This is a genomic window from Acidipropionibacterium jensenii DSM 20535 (genome assembly GCF_000425285.1).
GTDB classification, from domain to species: Bacteria; Actinomycetota; Actinomycetes; order Propionibacteriales; family Propionibacteriaceae; genus Acidipropionibacterium; species Acidipropionibacterium jensenii.
Genome location: NZ_AUDD01000012.1, coordinates 1 through 15,332, shown reverse-complemented (window position 1 = coordinate 15,332; position 15,332 = coordinate 1). Strand labels below are relative to the sequence as shown.

The 15,332-nt window shown below is 69.7% G+C and carries 13 protein-coding genes and 1 tRNA gene; 11 read left to right on the top strand and 3 right to left on the bottom strand.

Annotated features, from left to right (window positions below; genetic code table 11):
* Positions 1-162: 162 nt before the first annotated feature.
* Positions 163-1,224, bottom strand: coding sequence for an LOG family protein (locus H590_RS0108895; protein ID WP_028703278.1), 1,062 nt, complete (start codon positions 1,222-1,224; stop codon positions 163-165).
* Positions 1,225-1,270: 46 nt separating this feature from the next.
* Positions 1,271-1,342: transfer RNA gene (locus H590_RS0108890), tRNA-Arg, on the bottom strand.
* Positions 1,343-1,473: 131 nt separating this feature from the next.
* Here H590_RS0108890 and lysA point away from each other — a divergent pair.
* The 10 genes from lysA (at position 1,474) to H590_RS0108840 (ending at position 13,483) form a co-directional block, all read left to right on the top strand.
* Positions 1,474-2,898 carry a diaminopimelate decarboxylase gene (gene lysA, locus H590_RS0108885; protein WP_028703277.1) on the top strand — a complete coding sequence of 475 codons (1,425 nt, stop codon included), beginning with the start codon at positions 1,474-1,476 and terminating at the stop codon, positions 2,896-2,898.
* Between the two features lie 97 nt (positions 2,899-2,995).
* Positions 2,996-4,360, top strand: a complete 1,365-nt coding sequence (locus H590_RS0108880; protein ID WP_084149394.1) for a homoserine dehydrogenase — start codon at positions 2,996-2,998, stop codon at positions 4,358-4,360.
* Between the two features lie 4 nt (positions 4,361-4,364).
* Positions 4,365-5,327 carry a homoserine kinase gene (thrB, locus tag H590_RS15820; RefSeq protein ID WP_084149393.1) on the top strand — a complete coding sequence of 321 codons (963 nt, stop codon included), beginning with the start codon at positions 4,365-4,367 and terminating at the stop codon, positions 5,325-5,327.
* Positions 5,328-5,611: 284 nt separating this feature from the next.
* Entirely contained in the window at positions 5,612-7,624 is a 2,013-nt protein-coding gene (rho, locus tag H590_RS17635; RefSeq protein WP_071161732.1) for a transcription termination factor Rho, read from the top strand.
* Positions 7,625-7,799: 175 nt separating this feature from the next.
* Positions 7,800-8,018: a 50S ribosomal protein L31 gene (rpmE, locus tag H590_RS0108865; RefSeq protein ID WP_028703275.1), complete on the top strand. Its 219-nt coding sequence runs from the start codon at positions 7,800-7,802 to the stop codon at positions 8,016-8,018.
* Positions 8,019-8,211: 193 nt separating this feature from the next.
* Positions 8,212-9,261 carry a peptide chain release factor 1 gene (gene prfA, locus H590_RS0108860; protein WP_414973647.1) on the top strand — a complete coding sequence of 350 codons (1,050 nt, stop codon included), beginning with the start codon at positions 8,212-8,214 and terminating at the stop codon, positions 9,259-9,261.
* A complete protein-coding gene (gene prmC, locus H590_RS0108855; protein WP_051238350.1) occupies positions 9,258-10,160 on the top strand; it encodes a peptide chain release factor N(5)-glutamine methyltransferase in 903 nt (300 codons plus the stop codon). The genes prfA and prmC overlap by 4 nt, the downstream gene beginning before the upstream one ends.
* Positions 10,161-10,165: 5 nt before the next feature.
* Positions 10,166-10,999 carry an L-threonylcarbamoyladenylate synthase gene (locus H590_RS15810; RefSeq protein WP_414973636.1) on the top strand — a complete coding sequence of 278 codons (834 nt, stop codon included), beginning with the start codon at positions 10,166-10,168 and terminating at the stop codon, positions 10,997-10,999.
* Positions 11,000-12,115: an MraY family glycosyltransferase gene (locus H590_RS0108845; protein ID WP_028703272.1), complete on the top strand. Its 1,116-nt coding sequence runs from the start codon at positions 11,000-11,002 to the stop codon at positions 12,113-12,115.
* A 132-nt stretch (positions 12,116-12,247) separates the two neighbouring features.
* Positions 12,248-13,483 (top strand): rhamnosyltransferase WsaF family glycosyltransferase, encoded by a 1,236-nt coding sequence (locus tag H590_RS0108840; RefSeq protein ID WP_028703271.1) that lies wholly within the window; start codon positions 12,248-12,250, stop codon positions 13,481-13,483.
* On the opposite strand, the gene H590_RS15805 is transcribed toward H590_RS0108840, so the two are convergent.
* Positions 13,480-14,943, bottom strand: coding sequence for a lipopolysaccharide biosynthesis protein (locus H590_RS15805; protein WP_051238344.1), 1,464 nt, complete (start codon positions 14,941-14,943; stop codon positions 13,480-13,482). The two genes, H590_RS0108840 and H590_RS15805, sit on opposite strands and share 4 nt — an antisense overlap.
* A 149-nt stretch (positions 14,944-15,092) precedes the next feature.
* Between H590_RS15805 and H590_RS15800 the strand changes: the two genes are divergently transcribed.
* On the top strand, positions 15,093-15,332 hold a 240-nt coding region (locus H590_RS15800; protein ID WP_154655317.1), incomplete at its 3' end, for a leucine zipper domain-containing protein.

Below are 15,332 nucleotides of genomic sequence, written 5' to 3'. Positions count from 1 at the left end.
TGATTGCTTCACCGGGTGGTCGGACACGACCCCCGACCTTACCGGCCGGCCGCTGTGACGGCACTGTGCCAGCGCTCGGGGCGGGAATAGACGCAGGAGCTCGGGGCGGGGCCCGGCACGGTGGGACGCGACGGGGCCGTCGTCAGCGCAACGGGACCGTCATCAGTGCAGCTGCTCGGGACGCGCGGCGTCCGGTGCGCTGTCCAGGTTGTTGAGGGCGCGGATGAGTCGGTACAGCGAGCCGACCTTGAAGGGGTCGAAACGGCAGACCAGACGCGGCAGGCCGAGGTGATCGTCGTCCCTGATCTCGCGGTGCAGTGGACCGCGGGAGCGGAATCCGCCGGATGTCAGCAGGTCGCCGAACCGCTCGTCCAGGTCGGCGATCTCGGCGGCGGTCGGCTCGGCCCTCAGTCGCAGCACGAGCCGGTCGTCCGCCCATCGCAGGGAGTCGTAGTTGCGCCAGAAGCCGGTGATCTCGTCGGCGGCGGCGGTCACCGAGTCGGTGAGCAGGACGCGGTCGAAGTCGTCGGGGGAGATCACCCCGGCGGGCAGCAGCTGTCCCTCGGCGAAGTCGCGCAGGCCGTGCCACAGCCGCCCACCGGGCTCGTCGAGAAGGACGATGGGAGTGGGTTCGGCCTTTCCGGTCTGCTGGAGGGTGAGCAGCTCGAACAGCTCGTCGAGAGTTCCGAACCCGCCGGGCACGTAGACGAATCCGTGCGACTCCTTGACCAGCATCAACTTGCGGGTGAAGAAGTACTTCATCGCGACATTGCGACTGCCCTCGATCGAGGAGTTGGGCTTCTCCTCGAAGGGCAGACGGATGGACACGCCCAAGGAACTTCGGGACCCCGCTCCCTCTGCGGCGGCCTGCATGATTCCCGGTCCGGCACCGGTGACGACCATCCAACCGCGCTCCGCGAGGGCGGCGGAGACGTGCCTGGTCTGCTGGTACGCCGGGCTGTCCGGCCTGGCGCGCGCCGATCCGAAGATCGTGACCTTCGGGGTCCGGGCGAAAGGGGCGAACAGTGCGAACGCGTCCCGCATCTCGGTGAGGGCGGCACTGGCGATCTTGAGGTCGAGGCGAGTGGTGCGATCGACTCCCAGACCTATTCCGGTCTCCAGGAGGCGTCTCACGAGCTTCTTGTTGTCGCTGACTCCGGCCTCGGTGAGGATGGCTCGGAGCTTCTCGGTGACCTCGGGTGGCACAACCTCTGAATTGGTCATGACCCCAGCCTCGCACAGCGACAGACCGGCAGGTTCTTCCGTACTGCGCCCCCGGCGCGATTCGAACGCGCGCTCCCGCCTCCGGAGGGCGGTGCTCTATCCCCTGAGCTACGGGGGCCGGGCCCACATCGGCGGGCCAGAAACAGACTCTAGCGCCTGCGGGCCGCAGGCGGCAATCTGACCCCTGCGCACCGTCTCCGGGGATGGACCCCCGAGCAGGCGCGACGCCGGGAATGGCAGGCTAGTGCCATGACCCACATGCACGTGGCCGGCTCGGTCCACGCCGACGTCGCCGCAGCCGCTCCCCAGTGGCTCTCCGTCCCGACCGATGTCAACGCACTCGATCCCGCGCTGTGGAGCTCCACGGTGCGACGGCGTCCCGACGGCGCTCTGGAGGTCGGCGGCATCGATGTGCGCACCCTCGTCGACGAGGTCGGTACCCCGGTCTACGTCATCGACGAGCAGGACTTCCGGCAGCGAGCCCGGGCCTTCCGGTCCGCCTTCGCCGGGTGGGACGTCTACTACGCCGGCAAGGCCTTCCTCACCCGCACCATCGCGGGCTGGGTGCACGAGGAGGGACTCTTCCTGGACGTGTGCACCGAGGGTGAGCTCCGGGTGGCCCTCGAGGGCGGGTTCGATCCCGCCCGGATCGGGATGCACGGCAACAACAAGTCGCGCCGGGAGCTGGAGATGGCCCTGCGCTCCGGGGTGGGGCGGATCATCGTCGACTCCCTCGACGAGATCGATCGCATCGAGGAGCTGTGCCGCCGCCACGAGGTGAGGGCACGGGTGATGGTGCGGGTCACCCCCGGTGTGGAGGCGCACACCCACGAGTACATCGCCACCGCTCACGAGGACCAGAAGTTCGGCTTCTCGATCACCAATGGCGCCGCCATGGTGGCCATGGTGCGCTGCCACGCCAGCCCCGTCATCGATCTGCTGGGGATCCACTCGCACATCGGCTCCCAGATCTTCGACACCGGCGGCTTCGAGGTCGCGGCCCGGCGCACCATGAAACTGCTCTCCCAGTTCCAGCAGGCCACCGGGATCGTGCTGTCCGAGCTCGATCTCGGCGGTGGCTTCGGGATCGCCTACACCTCCCAGGACTCGCCCTCCTCCCCGGAGGACCTGGCGACCGACCTGCGGGACATCGTCGAGACCGAGGCCAGGGCCCACCAGATGCCCGCCCCCCATGTCTCCCTGGAACCGGGCCGGGCCATCGTCGGACCGGCCGGGATGGCCGTCTACGAGGTGGGCACCGTCAAGCCGGTGGACCTGGACGGCGGGGCCCAGCGGGTCTACGTGTCGGTGGACGGCGGGATGAGCGACAACATCCGGCCCGCCCTCTACGGGGCCGAGTACTCCGCCACCCTGGCCAATCGCACCTCCGCCGAGGTCGGGGCGCTGTGCCGGGTGGTCGGCAAGCACTGCGAGGGGGGCGACATCCTGGTCCGCGACGAGTACCTGCCCGCCGACATCCACCCCGGAGACCTCATCGCGGTGCCCGCATCGGGCGCCTACTCGCGGTCCATGGCCAGCAACTACAACCACGTGCCGCGTCCCCCCGTGGTGGCCGTGGATCAGGCACAATGGACGACGCTGCTGCGTCGGGAGACCCTCGACGACCTGGTCGGTCTGGACCAGGGCCAGGTCGTGGGCACCATCCCGCAGTGACCGACCAGCACAGCAGGCGCCGCGGCGACCGCGGCGCACCAGCACCCCGTCGGACACCCACCAGTACCCGATGACTCGAGTTGAAGGACCAGCACACATGACCCCCACCAGCGCCCATCAGGGCCCCGCGTCCACCCAGGCAGGCGACCAGACCACCGAGTCCAGCACTCCGCTGCGGGTCGGTCTGCTCGGCTGCGGAGTGGTCGGCTCGCAGGTGGCCAGGATGATCCTGTCGGGTGCCGACGACGTCCGCGCCCGCGTCGGACGCCCCGTCGAACTGGCCGGGATCGCCGTGGCGCATCCCGACCGGCCCCGCGCCCGCCTGCCCCAGGATCTGTTCACCGCCGATGCGCAGGCCCTGGTCGCCCGCGACGACATCGACATCATCATCGAGGTGATCGGCGGAATCGAGCCCGCCTACCACCTCATCATGTCCGCGATCGAGCACGGCTCCTCGGTGGTCACCGCCAACAAGGCGCTGCTGGCCGCCCACGGACACGAGATCTACGCCGCCGCGGACGCCCACGGCGTCGACGTCTACTACGAGGCGGCGGTGGCCGGAGCCATTCCGATCGTGCGACCGCTGAGGGAGTCCCTGGTCGGTGACGAGATCCGTCGGGTGATGGGGATCGTCAACGGCACCACGAACTACATCCTGGACAAGATGACGACCGAGGGAGTCGGGTTCGACCGGGCCCTCGCCGAGGCGCAGCGGCTGGGCTTCGCCGAGTCCGACCCGACCGCCGATGTCGAGGGGTTCGACGCGGCCGCCAAGGCCGCGATCCTCGCCTCGCTGGCCTTCCACACCAGGATCCGCGGCAGTCAGGTGTACCGCGAGGGGATCACCGACATCACCCCCGAGGACATCCGTGCCGCTCGGGGAATGGGCTGTGTCATCAAACTGCTGGCGATCTGCGAGATGGAACCGGAAGGGGTCTCGGCGCGGGTGCACCCCGCCCTGGTGCCCGAGGACCATCCGCTGGGAGTCATCCGCGGGGCCAACAACGCCATCTTCGTGGAGGCCCGGGAGGCGGGCCACCTGATGTTCATGGGGCCCGGTGCCGGTGGATCCCCGACCGCCTCGGCGATCATGGGTGATCTGGTCACGGTGGCCCGCAACCGCACCCGCGGAGTGGCCGGTCCGCCCCAGTCGATCTTCGGAGACGTCCCGGTGGCCGGTATCGGCACCGTGCACACCCGCTTCCACCTGAGCATCCAGGTGCGCGACCAACCGGGCATCCTCTCCCAGGTCGCCTCGGTCTTCGCCCGGCACGGGGTCTCTCTCCAGACCGTCCAGCAGTCCGCTCTGGAGGGGGCCTCCAAGGAGGACGGCTGGTCGGCCAGCCTCCGGATGGTGGTCCACCGCACCCGCGAGTCCGACTTCGAGGCCTGCCTGGCCGAGCTGAGCCAGTCGCCCATCGTCAACGGCGACCCCCGGTTCATCCGGGTGGAGGGGATGTGAGCCGATGATCGGCGCCGGACAACGGGTCAGCGTCCAGGTTCCCGCCACCTCGGCGAACCTCGGACCGGGGTTCGACTGCATGGGTGTCAGCCTGAGCATGTGGGACCACGTGACGGTCACCACCCGGGAGCAGCCCGGACTGCTCATCCAGGTGGCGGGGGAGGGCCACGACACCGTCCCCCGTGACGAGTCCCACCTCGTGGTGGCAACCCTGCGTCAGGGACTGGTCGACCTGGGCCATCCGCATCCCGACATCGGCCTGGAGCTGTCGGCCCGCAATCACACCCCCCAGAGCCGTGGCCTGGGCTCCTCGGCCTCGGCGATCGTCTCGGGCCTGTGCCTGGCGTGGGGGCTGGCGCGTCCCGGCGAGCCGCTGGACCGCGACCACCTCCTCACCATGGCCACCGCCATCGAGGGGCATCCCGACAATGCCGCACCGGCCATCCTCGGCGGTGCCCAGGTCGCCTGGTTGCAGGACGGCGAGGTGCACCACATCGGCCTGGACGTCCACCCCGCGATCCGGTTCCGCGCCTATGTGCCCAACCGGCACGTGCCCACCGCGCTGGCCCGCCACGTGCTGCCGAAGATGATTCCTCGCAGTGACGCCGTCCACCAGGTGCTCGCCTCCACCCTGCTGGTGACGGCTCTCACAAGCGCACCCGATCGCCTGCTGGCCGCCACCCAGGACTGGATCCACCAGCCCTACCGGCGTCCCCTGATGCCCGAGTCCGGAGCGCTGATCGACCGGCTCCGGCGGGCCGGTGTTCCCGCCGTGATCTCAGGGGCGGGCCCGACGGTGCTGGCACTGGGGACCTCCGAGATGCTGTCGGGAGCCGACGAGATCGAGGCCGACGGCTTCCTGGTGCTGGATCTCGAACTGGCCGGCGGAGCCCGGCTTCTGGCGCCCGAGAAACGGGCCGGCCAGGAGCAGCCGCCATTCCCGCAACCCCGGGAACCACTGCTATAGTGGTCGGCAACGCGTCACCGACGCGTTTCCCCCCAACATGATGCGCGAGACTCTCTGCGCGGATGTTCTGTTCGGCACGGTGTGATGCCGGGCGCTCAGGACAGCCATGACGTTGCAGCAGTACAGCGCAGCACAGTGTGCTCCCGCCACCATCACCGGGGTCCTTCTCGGCAGACAGCCTCCCTCTCGGTCCATGAATGGGCGAGAGGTGAGATGCCTGGCCATCAGACATTCCTGCCTCCCGGGCGGATCATCCCGGGTCCGGGCAGTTCGAAGGGAAATACGTGACACAGTCCACACACGGGGCCGCCTCGACCGGGGCGTCCCAGGGCACCGACCTGTCGGCCAGACTCCTGCCGGAGCTGCGCGCGATCGGGTCCCAGATGGGCATCAAGGGAGCCCGCACGATGCGCAAGGCCGACCTGGTCGTAGCGATCAGGGAGGGCGGGTTCTCCCCGGCCTCCGCCGGCTCCACCGCCGCCCCCGCCAGCGCGAAGGCCGCCGGCGGCCACGAGTCCGGCAGCGCTCCGTCGAGCGCCGACCAGGCCTCGAACGACCAGGCCGGCAGCGTCGAGCAGGCCAGTGGCGTCGAGCAGGCACCGCGTCGGCGTCGTGGTCGGGAGGGCGGCCAGCGCCGCTCCGAGGATCAGTCCCGCCCCGACCAGAACACGGCCGATCAGAACACGGCCGATCAGAACAGGGACGACCAGAGCAGGGACGATCAGAGCAGGGCCGAGCGGCCCCGTTCCGATCAGCGCCGTTCGCGGGACCAGAACCGTCCTGAGCAGAACCGCTCCGAGCAGGGTCGTTCGGAGCGTCATCAGGACCGGCAGTCCCAGAACGGCCAGAACCGTGGTGAGGAGCGGTCCCGGCGCCGCCGGGCAAACCCCCAGCGGACGGCTCAGGAGGACGGTCCGGAGCTGTCCACCAGCCAGGTGAGCGACGAGGTGGGGGCCCGCCTGGACGCCCTGTCCCATCATCAGGGCGGCCACCAGGACACCGCCGAGCACGAGCATCAGGAGTCGTCTGTGACATCGTCGGGCGAGGATGACTACAACGGCGGTCGGCGCTCTCGTCGGCGCCGCCAGCGCGATCGTCAGAACAGGCGCAAGCGCGGCGGGGACCACGGCGGCGGCAACGAGCCTGAACTCAGCGTCCGCGAGGACGACGTCCTCGTCCCGTGCTCCGGAATCCTCGACATCCGCGACCAGTACGCCTTCGTGCGGACCAGCGGCTACCTGCCCGGTCCCAGCGACGCCTATGTGGCGATGAACCTGGTGCGCAAGCAGGGGCTGCGCAAGGGAGACGTCATCACCGGCGCGATGCGCGCCAAGCGAGAGGGGGAGAGGCGCGAGAAGTTCGCCCCTCTGGTCCGTCTCGACACCGTCAACGGCGCCGACCCCGAGCAGATGCGCAGCCGCGCAGAGTTCTCCCGGCTCACCCCTCTCTACCCTCAGGAGAGGCTGCGGCTGGAGACCGACGCGAAGAACATGACCGGCCGGATCATCGACCTGGTCAGCCCGATCGGCAAGGGTCAGCGCGGTCTCATCGTCTCCCCGCCGAAGGCCGGCAAGACGATGATCATGCAGTCCATCGCGAACTCCATCACCCAGAACAACCCCGAGGTCCACCTCATGGTCGTCCTGGTCGACGAGCGTCCCGAGGAGGTCACCGACTTCCAGCGGACCGTCTCGGGGGAGGTCATCGCCTCGACCTTCGACCGCCCGGCCGATGACCACACCCAGCTCGCCGAGCTGGCCATCGAGCGCGCCAAGCGGCTGGTGGAGCTCGGCCACGACGTCGTCATCCTGCTGGACGGGATCACCCGGCTGGGACGCGCCTACAACCTGGCGGCCCCGGCCTCGGGCCGGATCCTGTCCGGCGGCGTCGACTCGGCGGCCCTCTACCCGCCGAAGAGGTTCTTCGGCGCCGCCCGCAACATCGAGGACGGCGGGTCGCTCACCATTCTGGCCACCGCCCTGGTGGAGACCGGCTCCAAGATGGATGAGGTGATCTTCGAGGAGTTCAAGGGCACCGGCAACTCCGAGCTGCGGCTGCGCCGCGAGTTCGCCAACAAGCGGCTCTTCCCCGCTATCGACGTCGACGCCTCCGGTACCCGTCGCGAGGAGCTGCTGCTGTCCCGCGAGGAGACCGCGATCATGTGGAAGCTGCGTCGAGTGCTCTCGGGTCTGGACGGTTCCCAGGCCCTGGAGATGCTGCTGTCCAAGCTGCGCAAGACGCAGACCAACACGGAATTCCTGTTCACGATCGCCAAGACCACCCCCGGATCCGACTGAGTCCCTGCGGGTCTCCTCCCCGCGGGGAGGAGACCCGCCGGGCAGCCGTCCTCGGACTCTTCCGAGACTTGATCGGGGTGGGTCGATGGGGAACAATGGTGCGCCGCTGCCGGTTCACGCCCCGGAGATCTGCTCCTCGGCGACCCGGCACCGTGACGAGTCAAGGAGTTTCTCGATGAAGCAGGATACCCACCCCCAGTACCACCAGACCACGGTCGTGTGCACCTGTGGCAACACCTTCACCACGCGCAGCACGGCCCCCACGGGCACCCTGAGCGCCGATGTGTGCGCCACGTGCCATCCCTTCTACACGGGCAAGCAGAAGATTCTGGACACCGGTGGCCGGGTGGCCCGTTTCCAGCGCCGCTACGGCAAGGTTGCGGCACAGCACTGAGCCGGGTTCTCGGGAGACCGGGTCCGCCGTGCGGAACTGAGGACGCCGGGCGCACCGCCCGGCGTCCTGTCATGTCATCACCGGCATCGAGGAGATGCGTGCATTGTCGTCATCACAGTCGGCCCCGTCATCACAGTCGGGGAACGGCCCGACCGTCCCAGCGGTCCTGGCGGAGCACGAGGTCGTCGACCAGATGCGGACCCGGCGGAGCGAGATCGACTCCGCCCTGTCGACCCCGAGCGTGATCGCCGACCCCTCGGCGGTCCGACGGCTGTCCCGGGAGAGGGCCAGACTCAGCAGGGTGCTCAGCCACGCCGACGCCGTCTCCGCACTGGCCGATGACACCGCCGCGGCGGCCGAACTGGCCGCCGAGGACGACAGCTTCGCCGCCGAGCACGACCGGCTGGCCGCCGACCTGGCCCGGGGGCGGGCCGAGCTCACCGAGCTGCTCATCCCCTCCGACCCGATCGACGACGAGGACGCGCTGCTGGAGATCCACTCGGGCGAGGGCGGTGAGGAGTCCGCCCTGTTCGCCGCCGATCTGCTGAGGATGTACCAGCACTACGGCGAGTCCCTCGGGTGGCGACTGGAGATCCTGGACGCCCAGCTCACCGATCTGGGGGGCTACCGCTCCGTGACGGTCGCCGTCCGGGGCACCGCCGACAGACCGGCCTACGGCACCCTCAAGTTCGAGGCCGGGGTGCACCGGGTGCAGCGGATCCCGGTCACCGAGTCCCAGGGCAGGGTGCACACCTCGGCGGTCGGGGTGCTGGTGATGCCCGATGTCGACGCCGGTCAGGTCGATCTGGACCCCGTAGACATCCGGGTCGACGTGTTCCGCTCCTCGGGCCCCGGCGGCCAGGGGGTCAACACCACCGACTCCGCGGTCCGCCTCACCCACATCCCCACCGGGATCGTGGTGAGTTGTCAGAACGAGCGCAGCCAGCTCCAGAACAAGGAGCAGGCGATGCGCCTGCTGAGGGCCAACCTGATGGCCCTGGCCGCCGAGGAGGCCGCCGACGAGAGCACCCGGATGCGTCGCGAACAGGTGCGCTCGGTGGACCGCTCGGCACGCATCCGCACCTACAACTTCCCGGAGAACCGACTCACCGACCACCGGATCGGCTTCAAGTCCCATCGCCTCGACGAGATCCTGAACGGGCGACTGGACGAGTTGGAGGCGGCCCTGCACGCCGATGAGGTCTCCCGGCGGATGACGGCCGTGCGTCGGGAGAACCGTTGACCTCCCGCCCCGCGGACCGTCGGCGTCCCGGCCTCTCCGGGCTGCTCGGCCAGGGCTCGCAACGCCTGGCTCGGGCCGGAGACGAGTCTGCGGCCGCGACGGCACGGATCCTGCTGTGCCACGCCCTGGATGTCGAACCCGCCAGGCTGATTCTCTGCCCGGACCCGGGCCCCGATCAGGAGCAGCGGTACCGCGACCTGATCGACGCCTGCGCCGCCGGGCGTCCCGCCCAGTACCTCACCGGTCGCGCCTGGTTCCGGTCGGTGCGCCTGGCCGTCGGGCCCGGGGTCCTCATCCCGCGCCCGGAGACGGAACTGGTGGTGGGCGAGGCGGTCCAGGCCTGTCGAGACCTGGTGGCCCGGGGCATCCGCCCGGTGGTGGTCGATCTGTGCACCGGCTCGGGGGCGATGGCCGCGTCACTGGTCTGCGAGGTGCCCACCGCCCGGGTGCACGCCGTGGAGCTCGAGCCCGAGGCCCTGCGATGGGCCAGACGCAACCTGTTGGGAACCGGCGTCCAGCTGCACCCCGGAGATGCCCGGACGGTTCCCGCCGGGATGGACGGCCGGGTCGACGTCGTGATGACCAACCCCCCCTACCTGCCCGAGGCCCTGGCCGACGAGGTCCAGGACGAGGTGCTGGCCAACGAACCGGGATCCGCGTTGTTCTCCGGGGCGGACGGGCTGGATCTGGTCAGGGACCTGGTTCCGCGAGCCGCTCGGCTGCTTCGGGCCGGCGGGATCCTGGTGATGGAGCACGATCCCAGCCAGCAGCACAGTCTGCCCGCCCTGCTGACCGCGGACGGGCACTGGGACCGGATCCGCGATCACGCCGATCTGACCGGACGGTCGCGCTTCGTCACGGCCGTCCGCCGGGATGAGGGCGAAGTGGTGGAAGGATGACAGGCATGGATGCGAGCGAACACATCGACTCCGACCCGACAGGATCGGAGTCGCCCCAGCAGGATCTCGAGCCGGGCCTGACCCCGGAGATCGTCGACATCACCGACCCTCAGCAGCGGCCGGAGGCGCTGCGACGCGCGGCCGCCCTGCTCAAGGAGGGGGAGTGCGTCGTGCTGCCGACCGACACCGTCTACGGGATCGGCGCGGACGCGCTGGATCCGATAGCCGTCCAGCGGCTGCTGATGGCCAAGGGTCGCGGACGCGACATGCCCCCGCCGGTCCTCATCGGCGACGCCGCCGTGCTGCCGGCGCTGTGCGACCGGGTGCCCGATGCGGCGAAGGCTCTTGCCGACGCCCACTGGCCGGGCGGGTTGACCCTCATCTTCCATGCCCAGCAGGACCTCACGATGGACCTGGGTGAGACCAACGGGACCATCGCGGTGCGGGTCCCCGACCAGGACGCGACCCGCCAGCTGCTGCGCATCACCGGACCGCTGGCGGTCAGCAGCGCCAACAAGTCCGGGTCACCCGCGGCGCTGACCGCTCAGAACGCCGCCGACCAGCTCGGCATCTCGGTGGCTCTCTACCTCGATGGTGGCCCCTCGCGCATCGGGGAGGCCTCGACGATCATCGACTTCGCCTCCGGTGACGAGGGAAAGGTGCTGCGCCAGGGCGCGCTGTCCATCGAGGACATCCACCTCATCGCACCCGATGTCGTCCCCCTCGCCCAGCCCGAGACGCCGGACCCGGCACCGGAGACCGACCCGGAACCCGCTGACGGGCCGAGCCAGGACGCCGACCCGGTCACCACCGACCAGCCCACCGGCTCGACCGAGTAGATGCGCGAGTATCTGCTGGTCATGCTCGTCTCCGGGCTGACCACCTACCTGCTTGCCGGCCTGTGCCGGCAGGTGGCGCTGCGCGTCGGAGCGGTCGCGCCGGTGCGATCGCGCGACGTGCACACCGTCCCCATCCCGTACTTCGGCGGGGTGGCGATGCTGGGAGGGGTGGCCCTGTCGTGCCTGCTGGCCGACAACCTGCCCTTCCTCGGACGCCACCCTCTGGTCGGCGACGACGCGTTCACCATCTGCATCGCCGGGATGACGATCTGCGCCGTCGGGGTGGTCGACGACATCCTCGATCTGCCCGCCCTGGCGAAGGCGGCCGGTCAGGTCCTGGCGGCCGGGATCGTGGTGACCGGTGGGGTGCGCCTGTTCTGGATCCCGCTGCCGAACTCGATCATCGCCTTGGGGACACCCACCTCGATCCTGGTGACGGTGCTCATCATCGTGCTGTGCGCCAACGCCGTGAACTTCGTCGACGGGCTGGACGGACTGGCGTCGGGGGTGGTGGCGATCGGCTCGCTGGCATTCTTCGTGTACACGTATCTGCTGGCCTACGAGCAGGACTTCGTGGTCGCCACCACGGCCTCCCTCATCACCGCGGTGACCGCGGGCGCGTGCCTGGGCTTCCTGCCCCACAACTGGCATCCCGCCCGGATGTTCATGGGTGACTCGGGAGCCCTGCTGCTCGGTCTGCTGCTGGCCTCATCGACCATTTCGCTGACCGGTCAGGTGGACTCCAGTGCACTGGTGGCCAGTGACGGCGGCCTGGTCCCGGCCTCGCTGCCGATCATCCTGCCGGTGGTGATCCTCTGCCTTCCGCTGCTGGACCTGGTGATGGGTTATGTCCGGCGCACCCTGCACGGCACCTGGTTCTTCGTCGCCGACAAGAAGCATCTTCACCATCGGCTGCTGGCCCGTGGCCACTCCCATGTGCGCGCCGTGCTGCTGATGTACCTGTGGTCGGCGGTGCTGTCCTTCGGCGTGGTGACGATGGGGCTGGCCCGCAGCCTGTGGTCGGTGCTGGTCTTCCTGGCCGGCCTGGGGGTCACGATCCTGCTGACCCTGGCCAACAATCACGCCGGGTCCAGGCGGTCGGGAACCGAAGGCTGAGAGGCCGACAAGCGGCCTCCACGGGTTCGGGAGTTCCCCGTTTCGCCGGTCCGCCCACCGGCCATGGGGAAGAATGACGGACATGACTTCGACACTCCTGGCCGTGGGCCGGTTCGACCTGGGGAGCCTGGGATGAGCGCCGTGCGCGAGCTCTCCGGGGCCGGTGGGAAACTCGTGAGCAGGGCCGGCAGAGCCGCCAGGGTGTTGCGCCAGGAGGGGCCGATCGGTCTGGCCCGTCGCGGGGTGCGGGCGGCCTACCGTTCTCTGGGGGCGGCGGTGCTGGACGAACCGCTGCTCAATGCCGACATCGCAGATCCCACCGCGCTGGATCTTCAGGTGCCCGCCGAGCGGCCGTCCCGGGACCGCCCGATGGAGGTGGGATGGGTGACCACCCCGCCGGCCGCCGGGTCGGGAGGGCACACCACCCTGCTGCGGATGGTCGAGGCGACCGAGCGCGCCGGCCACCACTGCACCCTCTTCCTCTACGACCGCTACGGCGGGGACCTCGCCCAGCAGGAGGCCGTGATCCGCCAGTGGTGGCCCGGCGTGCGCGCCACAGTGCGCAGTGTCGAGGACGGGATCAGCGGGGTCGACGCCTGCGTCGCCTCCTCCTGGGAGTCGGCCCACGTGCTGGCCACCCGGGGGACCGAGGCGATGCGCCGGTTGTACTTCATCCAGGACTTCGAGCCCTACTTCTACCCCAGGGGATCTCTCTACTCGCTGGCCGAGGACACCTACCGGTTCGGATTCCGCTGCATCGCCCTGGGAGCGATGGTCGCCCGGCTGCTGCGCTCGGAGATCGGCATCGAACCCGATGTCACCGAGTTCGGGTGCGACACCACCGTCTACCGACTGCTGGACCCGCGTCCCCGTACTGGCGTCGTCCTCTATGCCAAGCCCGACGTGCCGAGGCGGGGGTACTGGTTGGCGCGGATGGCCCTGGAACGGTTCCACCGGGCCCATCCCGAGGCCGACATCCACTACTACGGTGAGACGGTGGCCGACCTGCCCTTCCCCGCAACCCAGCACGGTCGACTGACACCGGTAGAGTTGAACGAGCTGTACAACTCATGCCGGGTCGGTCTGGCGATGTCCTTCACCAACATCTCCCTGGTGCCCGAGGAGATGCTGGCAGCCGGCGTCGTGGCGGTCGCCAACGACGAGCCCGACGCCCGGGCGATCCTCACCAATGACCATGTCAGGTGGGCCGCCCCCAACCCGGCATGCCTGGCCGAGGCACTCGGCCAGGCCTATGAACGGCCGAGCGGCGACGAGGCCGCGATCGCCGCCTCGGTGAGTCAGGTCGGCTGGACCAGGGCGCAGGCCGATGTCGTGCGCATCCTCGAGGAGGAGGTCTACGGAGGCTAACCGGCCTGGGGCCCGCGGACCTGGCGGACGCGGGCCAGCAGCCACCGTCCCATCACCGCCAGATAGACCGCGACCGCGCCGGCTCCTCCCACCAGCAGGGCGATCACGGGGGCGCTGATGAGGTGGCAGGCCGCCAGTGCGGCCAGGCAGGCCGGCACGGTGGCGAGGGTCGGGCGCAGGCAGGCCCTGGCGAGGGCGCCCAGTCGGACGCCGGTGGCGCGGATGATCCCCAGATAGCCGGGCAGGATGAAGATCACCGAGGCGCCGACATGGACCCATGCGGCACCCACGATGCCGTGCCGGGTCGTCATGAGGATCATTCCCGTGGTGAGCACCACGATGGTGAGCACCTGGAGCCACAGCACTCCGCGGCTGCGTCCCAGGGCGTACAGGTAGGCGGCGAACAGGTCGAAGATCACCCTCAGCGAGCCGTAGAGGCCCAGGGCGGCGAGAACCGGCACCGAGGGGGCCCACTTCGCCCCGTAGATGACGTGGACCAGAGGGTCGGCGAGGGCTGCCAGGGTGACGCCGGCGGGCAGGGCCATCGCCCAGATCACCGAGGTGAGCATCGGCAGCGCCCCGGCGGAGTCCTTGACCCGGGAGACGTAGGGCATCGCGATCGAGCGGACCATCTGCGACAGTGCGCTCATCGGCCAGTTGGCGATGTTGAATCCCAGCACGTAGAAGCCGAGGGCGGTGGCCCCGGCCAGACGTGCGATGACGACATTGTCGACGTTGAGCAGGATCCAGGTGAACAGGTTGGCGCCGGCGATGGGCAGGCTGAAGGCCAGCACCGCGCGCCACCGGGTGCGGTCCAGACCGAATCTCGGCCGGACCCTTGCGGCCATGAACTGGAGGGTGCTGGAGACCGCCTGGGCCGCCACCCGACCGATCGCCAGGGAGAGCACGCCCAGCCCGGCGGCGATCAGGATGAATGTCACCGCGGTGGAGACGATGAGGTCGACCAGGCTGATGAGGAACAGCTCGCGCTGCTGGAACCGGCGAAGCATCAGGCCGTAGGGCACGATCGAGACGCCTGCCAGCAGCAGCGTGAGCGACAGCACCGCGATGGCGCTGCCCGCCCGGTGGTCACCGAGCAGGGTCGCCAGTGGTCCACTGAGCGCGACGGTGGCCACCGTCAGGCTCGTCCCGCTGATCAGTCCGAAGGTGGCGACCGTCGGGGCGACCCGCTCGGGCTCCTCGGAACGGATGATCTCGGCGGACAGTCCGAGGTCCGCCACGGTCATCAGGATCCCCTGGACGGTCAGGGCGACGGCGTACAGACCGAACTGGTCGGGGGAGAGGATACGGGCCAGGACCACCCCGACGAGCACGCTGCCCAACCGCAGGATGACCGTGCTGACGCCGCTCCAGACAGCTCCCCTGGCCGCGGTCGCCCCCAGGCTCGGGGAGCCCGGGTCCGAGGTGTCATCGGCGGCGGTTCGAGGAAGCAGTCCCATCGTCGAGCCCTCTCGTCGTCGCCTGCCGCAGCACCGTGTGGGGGAGTCTAGCTGTACTTCCCCGGGACGTTGTGAACAGTTGAGCTGAGGGGGGAGGCCTCCGGCAGGATGTGGGTTACCACACACGCATCCAGGAACCGGAGGCCTCTGTGACCCACGCTAACGCACCCCTGACCCCCGCTGGAAGGCTCCGGCTGGCCGCCTGCATCGTCGACGACGGCTGGCCCCTGAGACGGGCTGCTGAGCGCTTCCAGGTGAGTCCGGCCACCGCGAAACGCTGGGCCGATCGCTATCGTGCCGGCCAGCCGCTGATCGATCACTCCTCCCGGCCGGCTCACAGCCCCAACCGGTTGTCGCGGAGCACCGAGCACCGGATCGTCGGGCTGCGG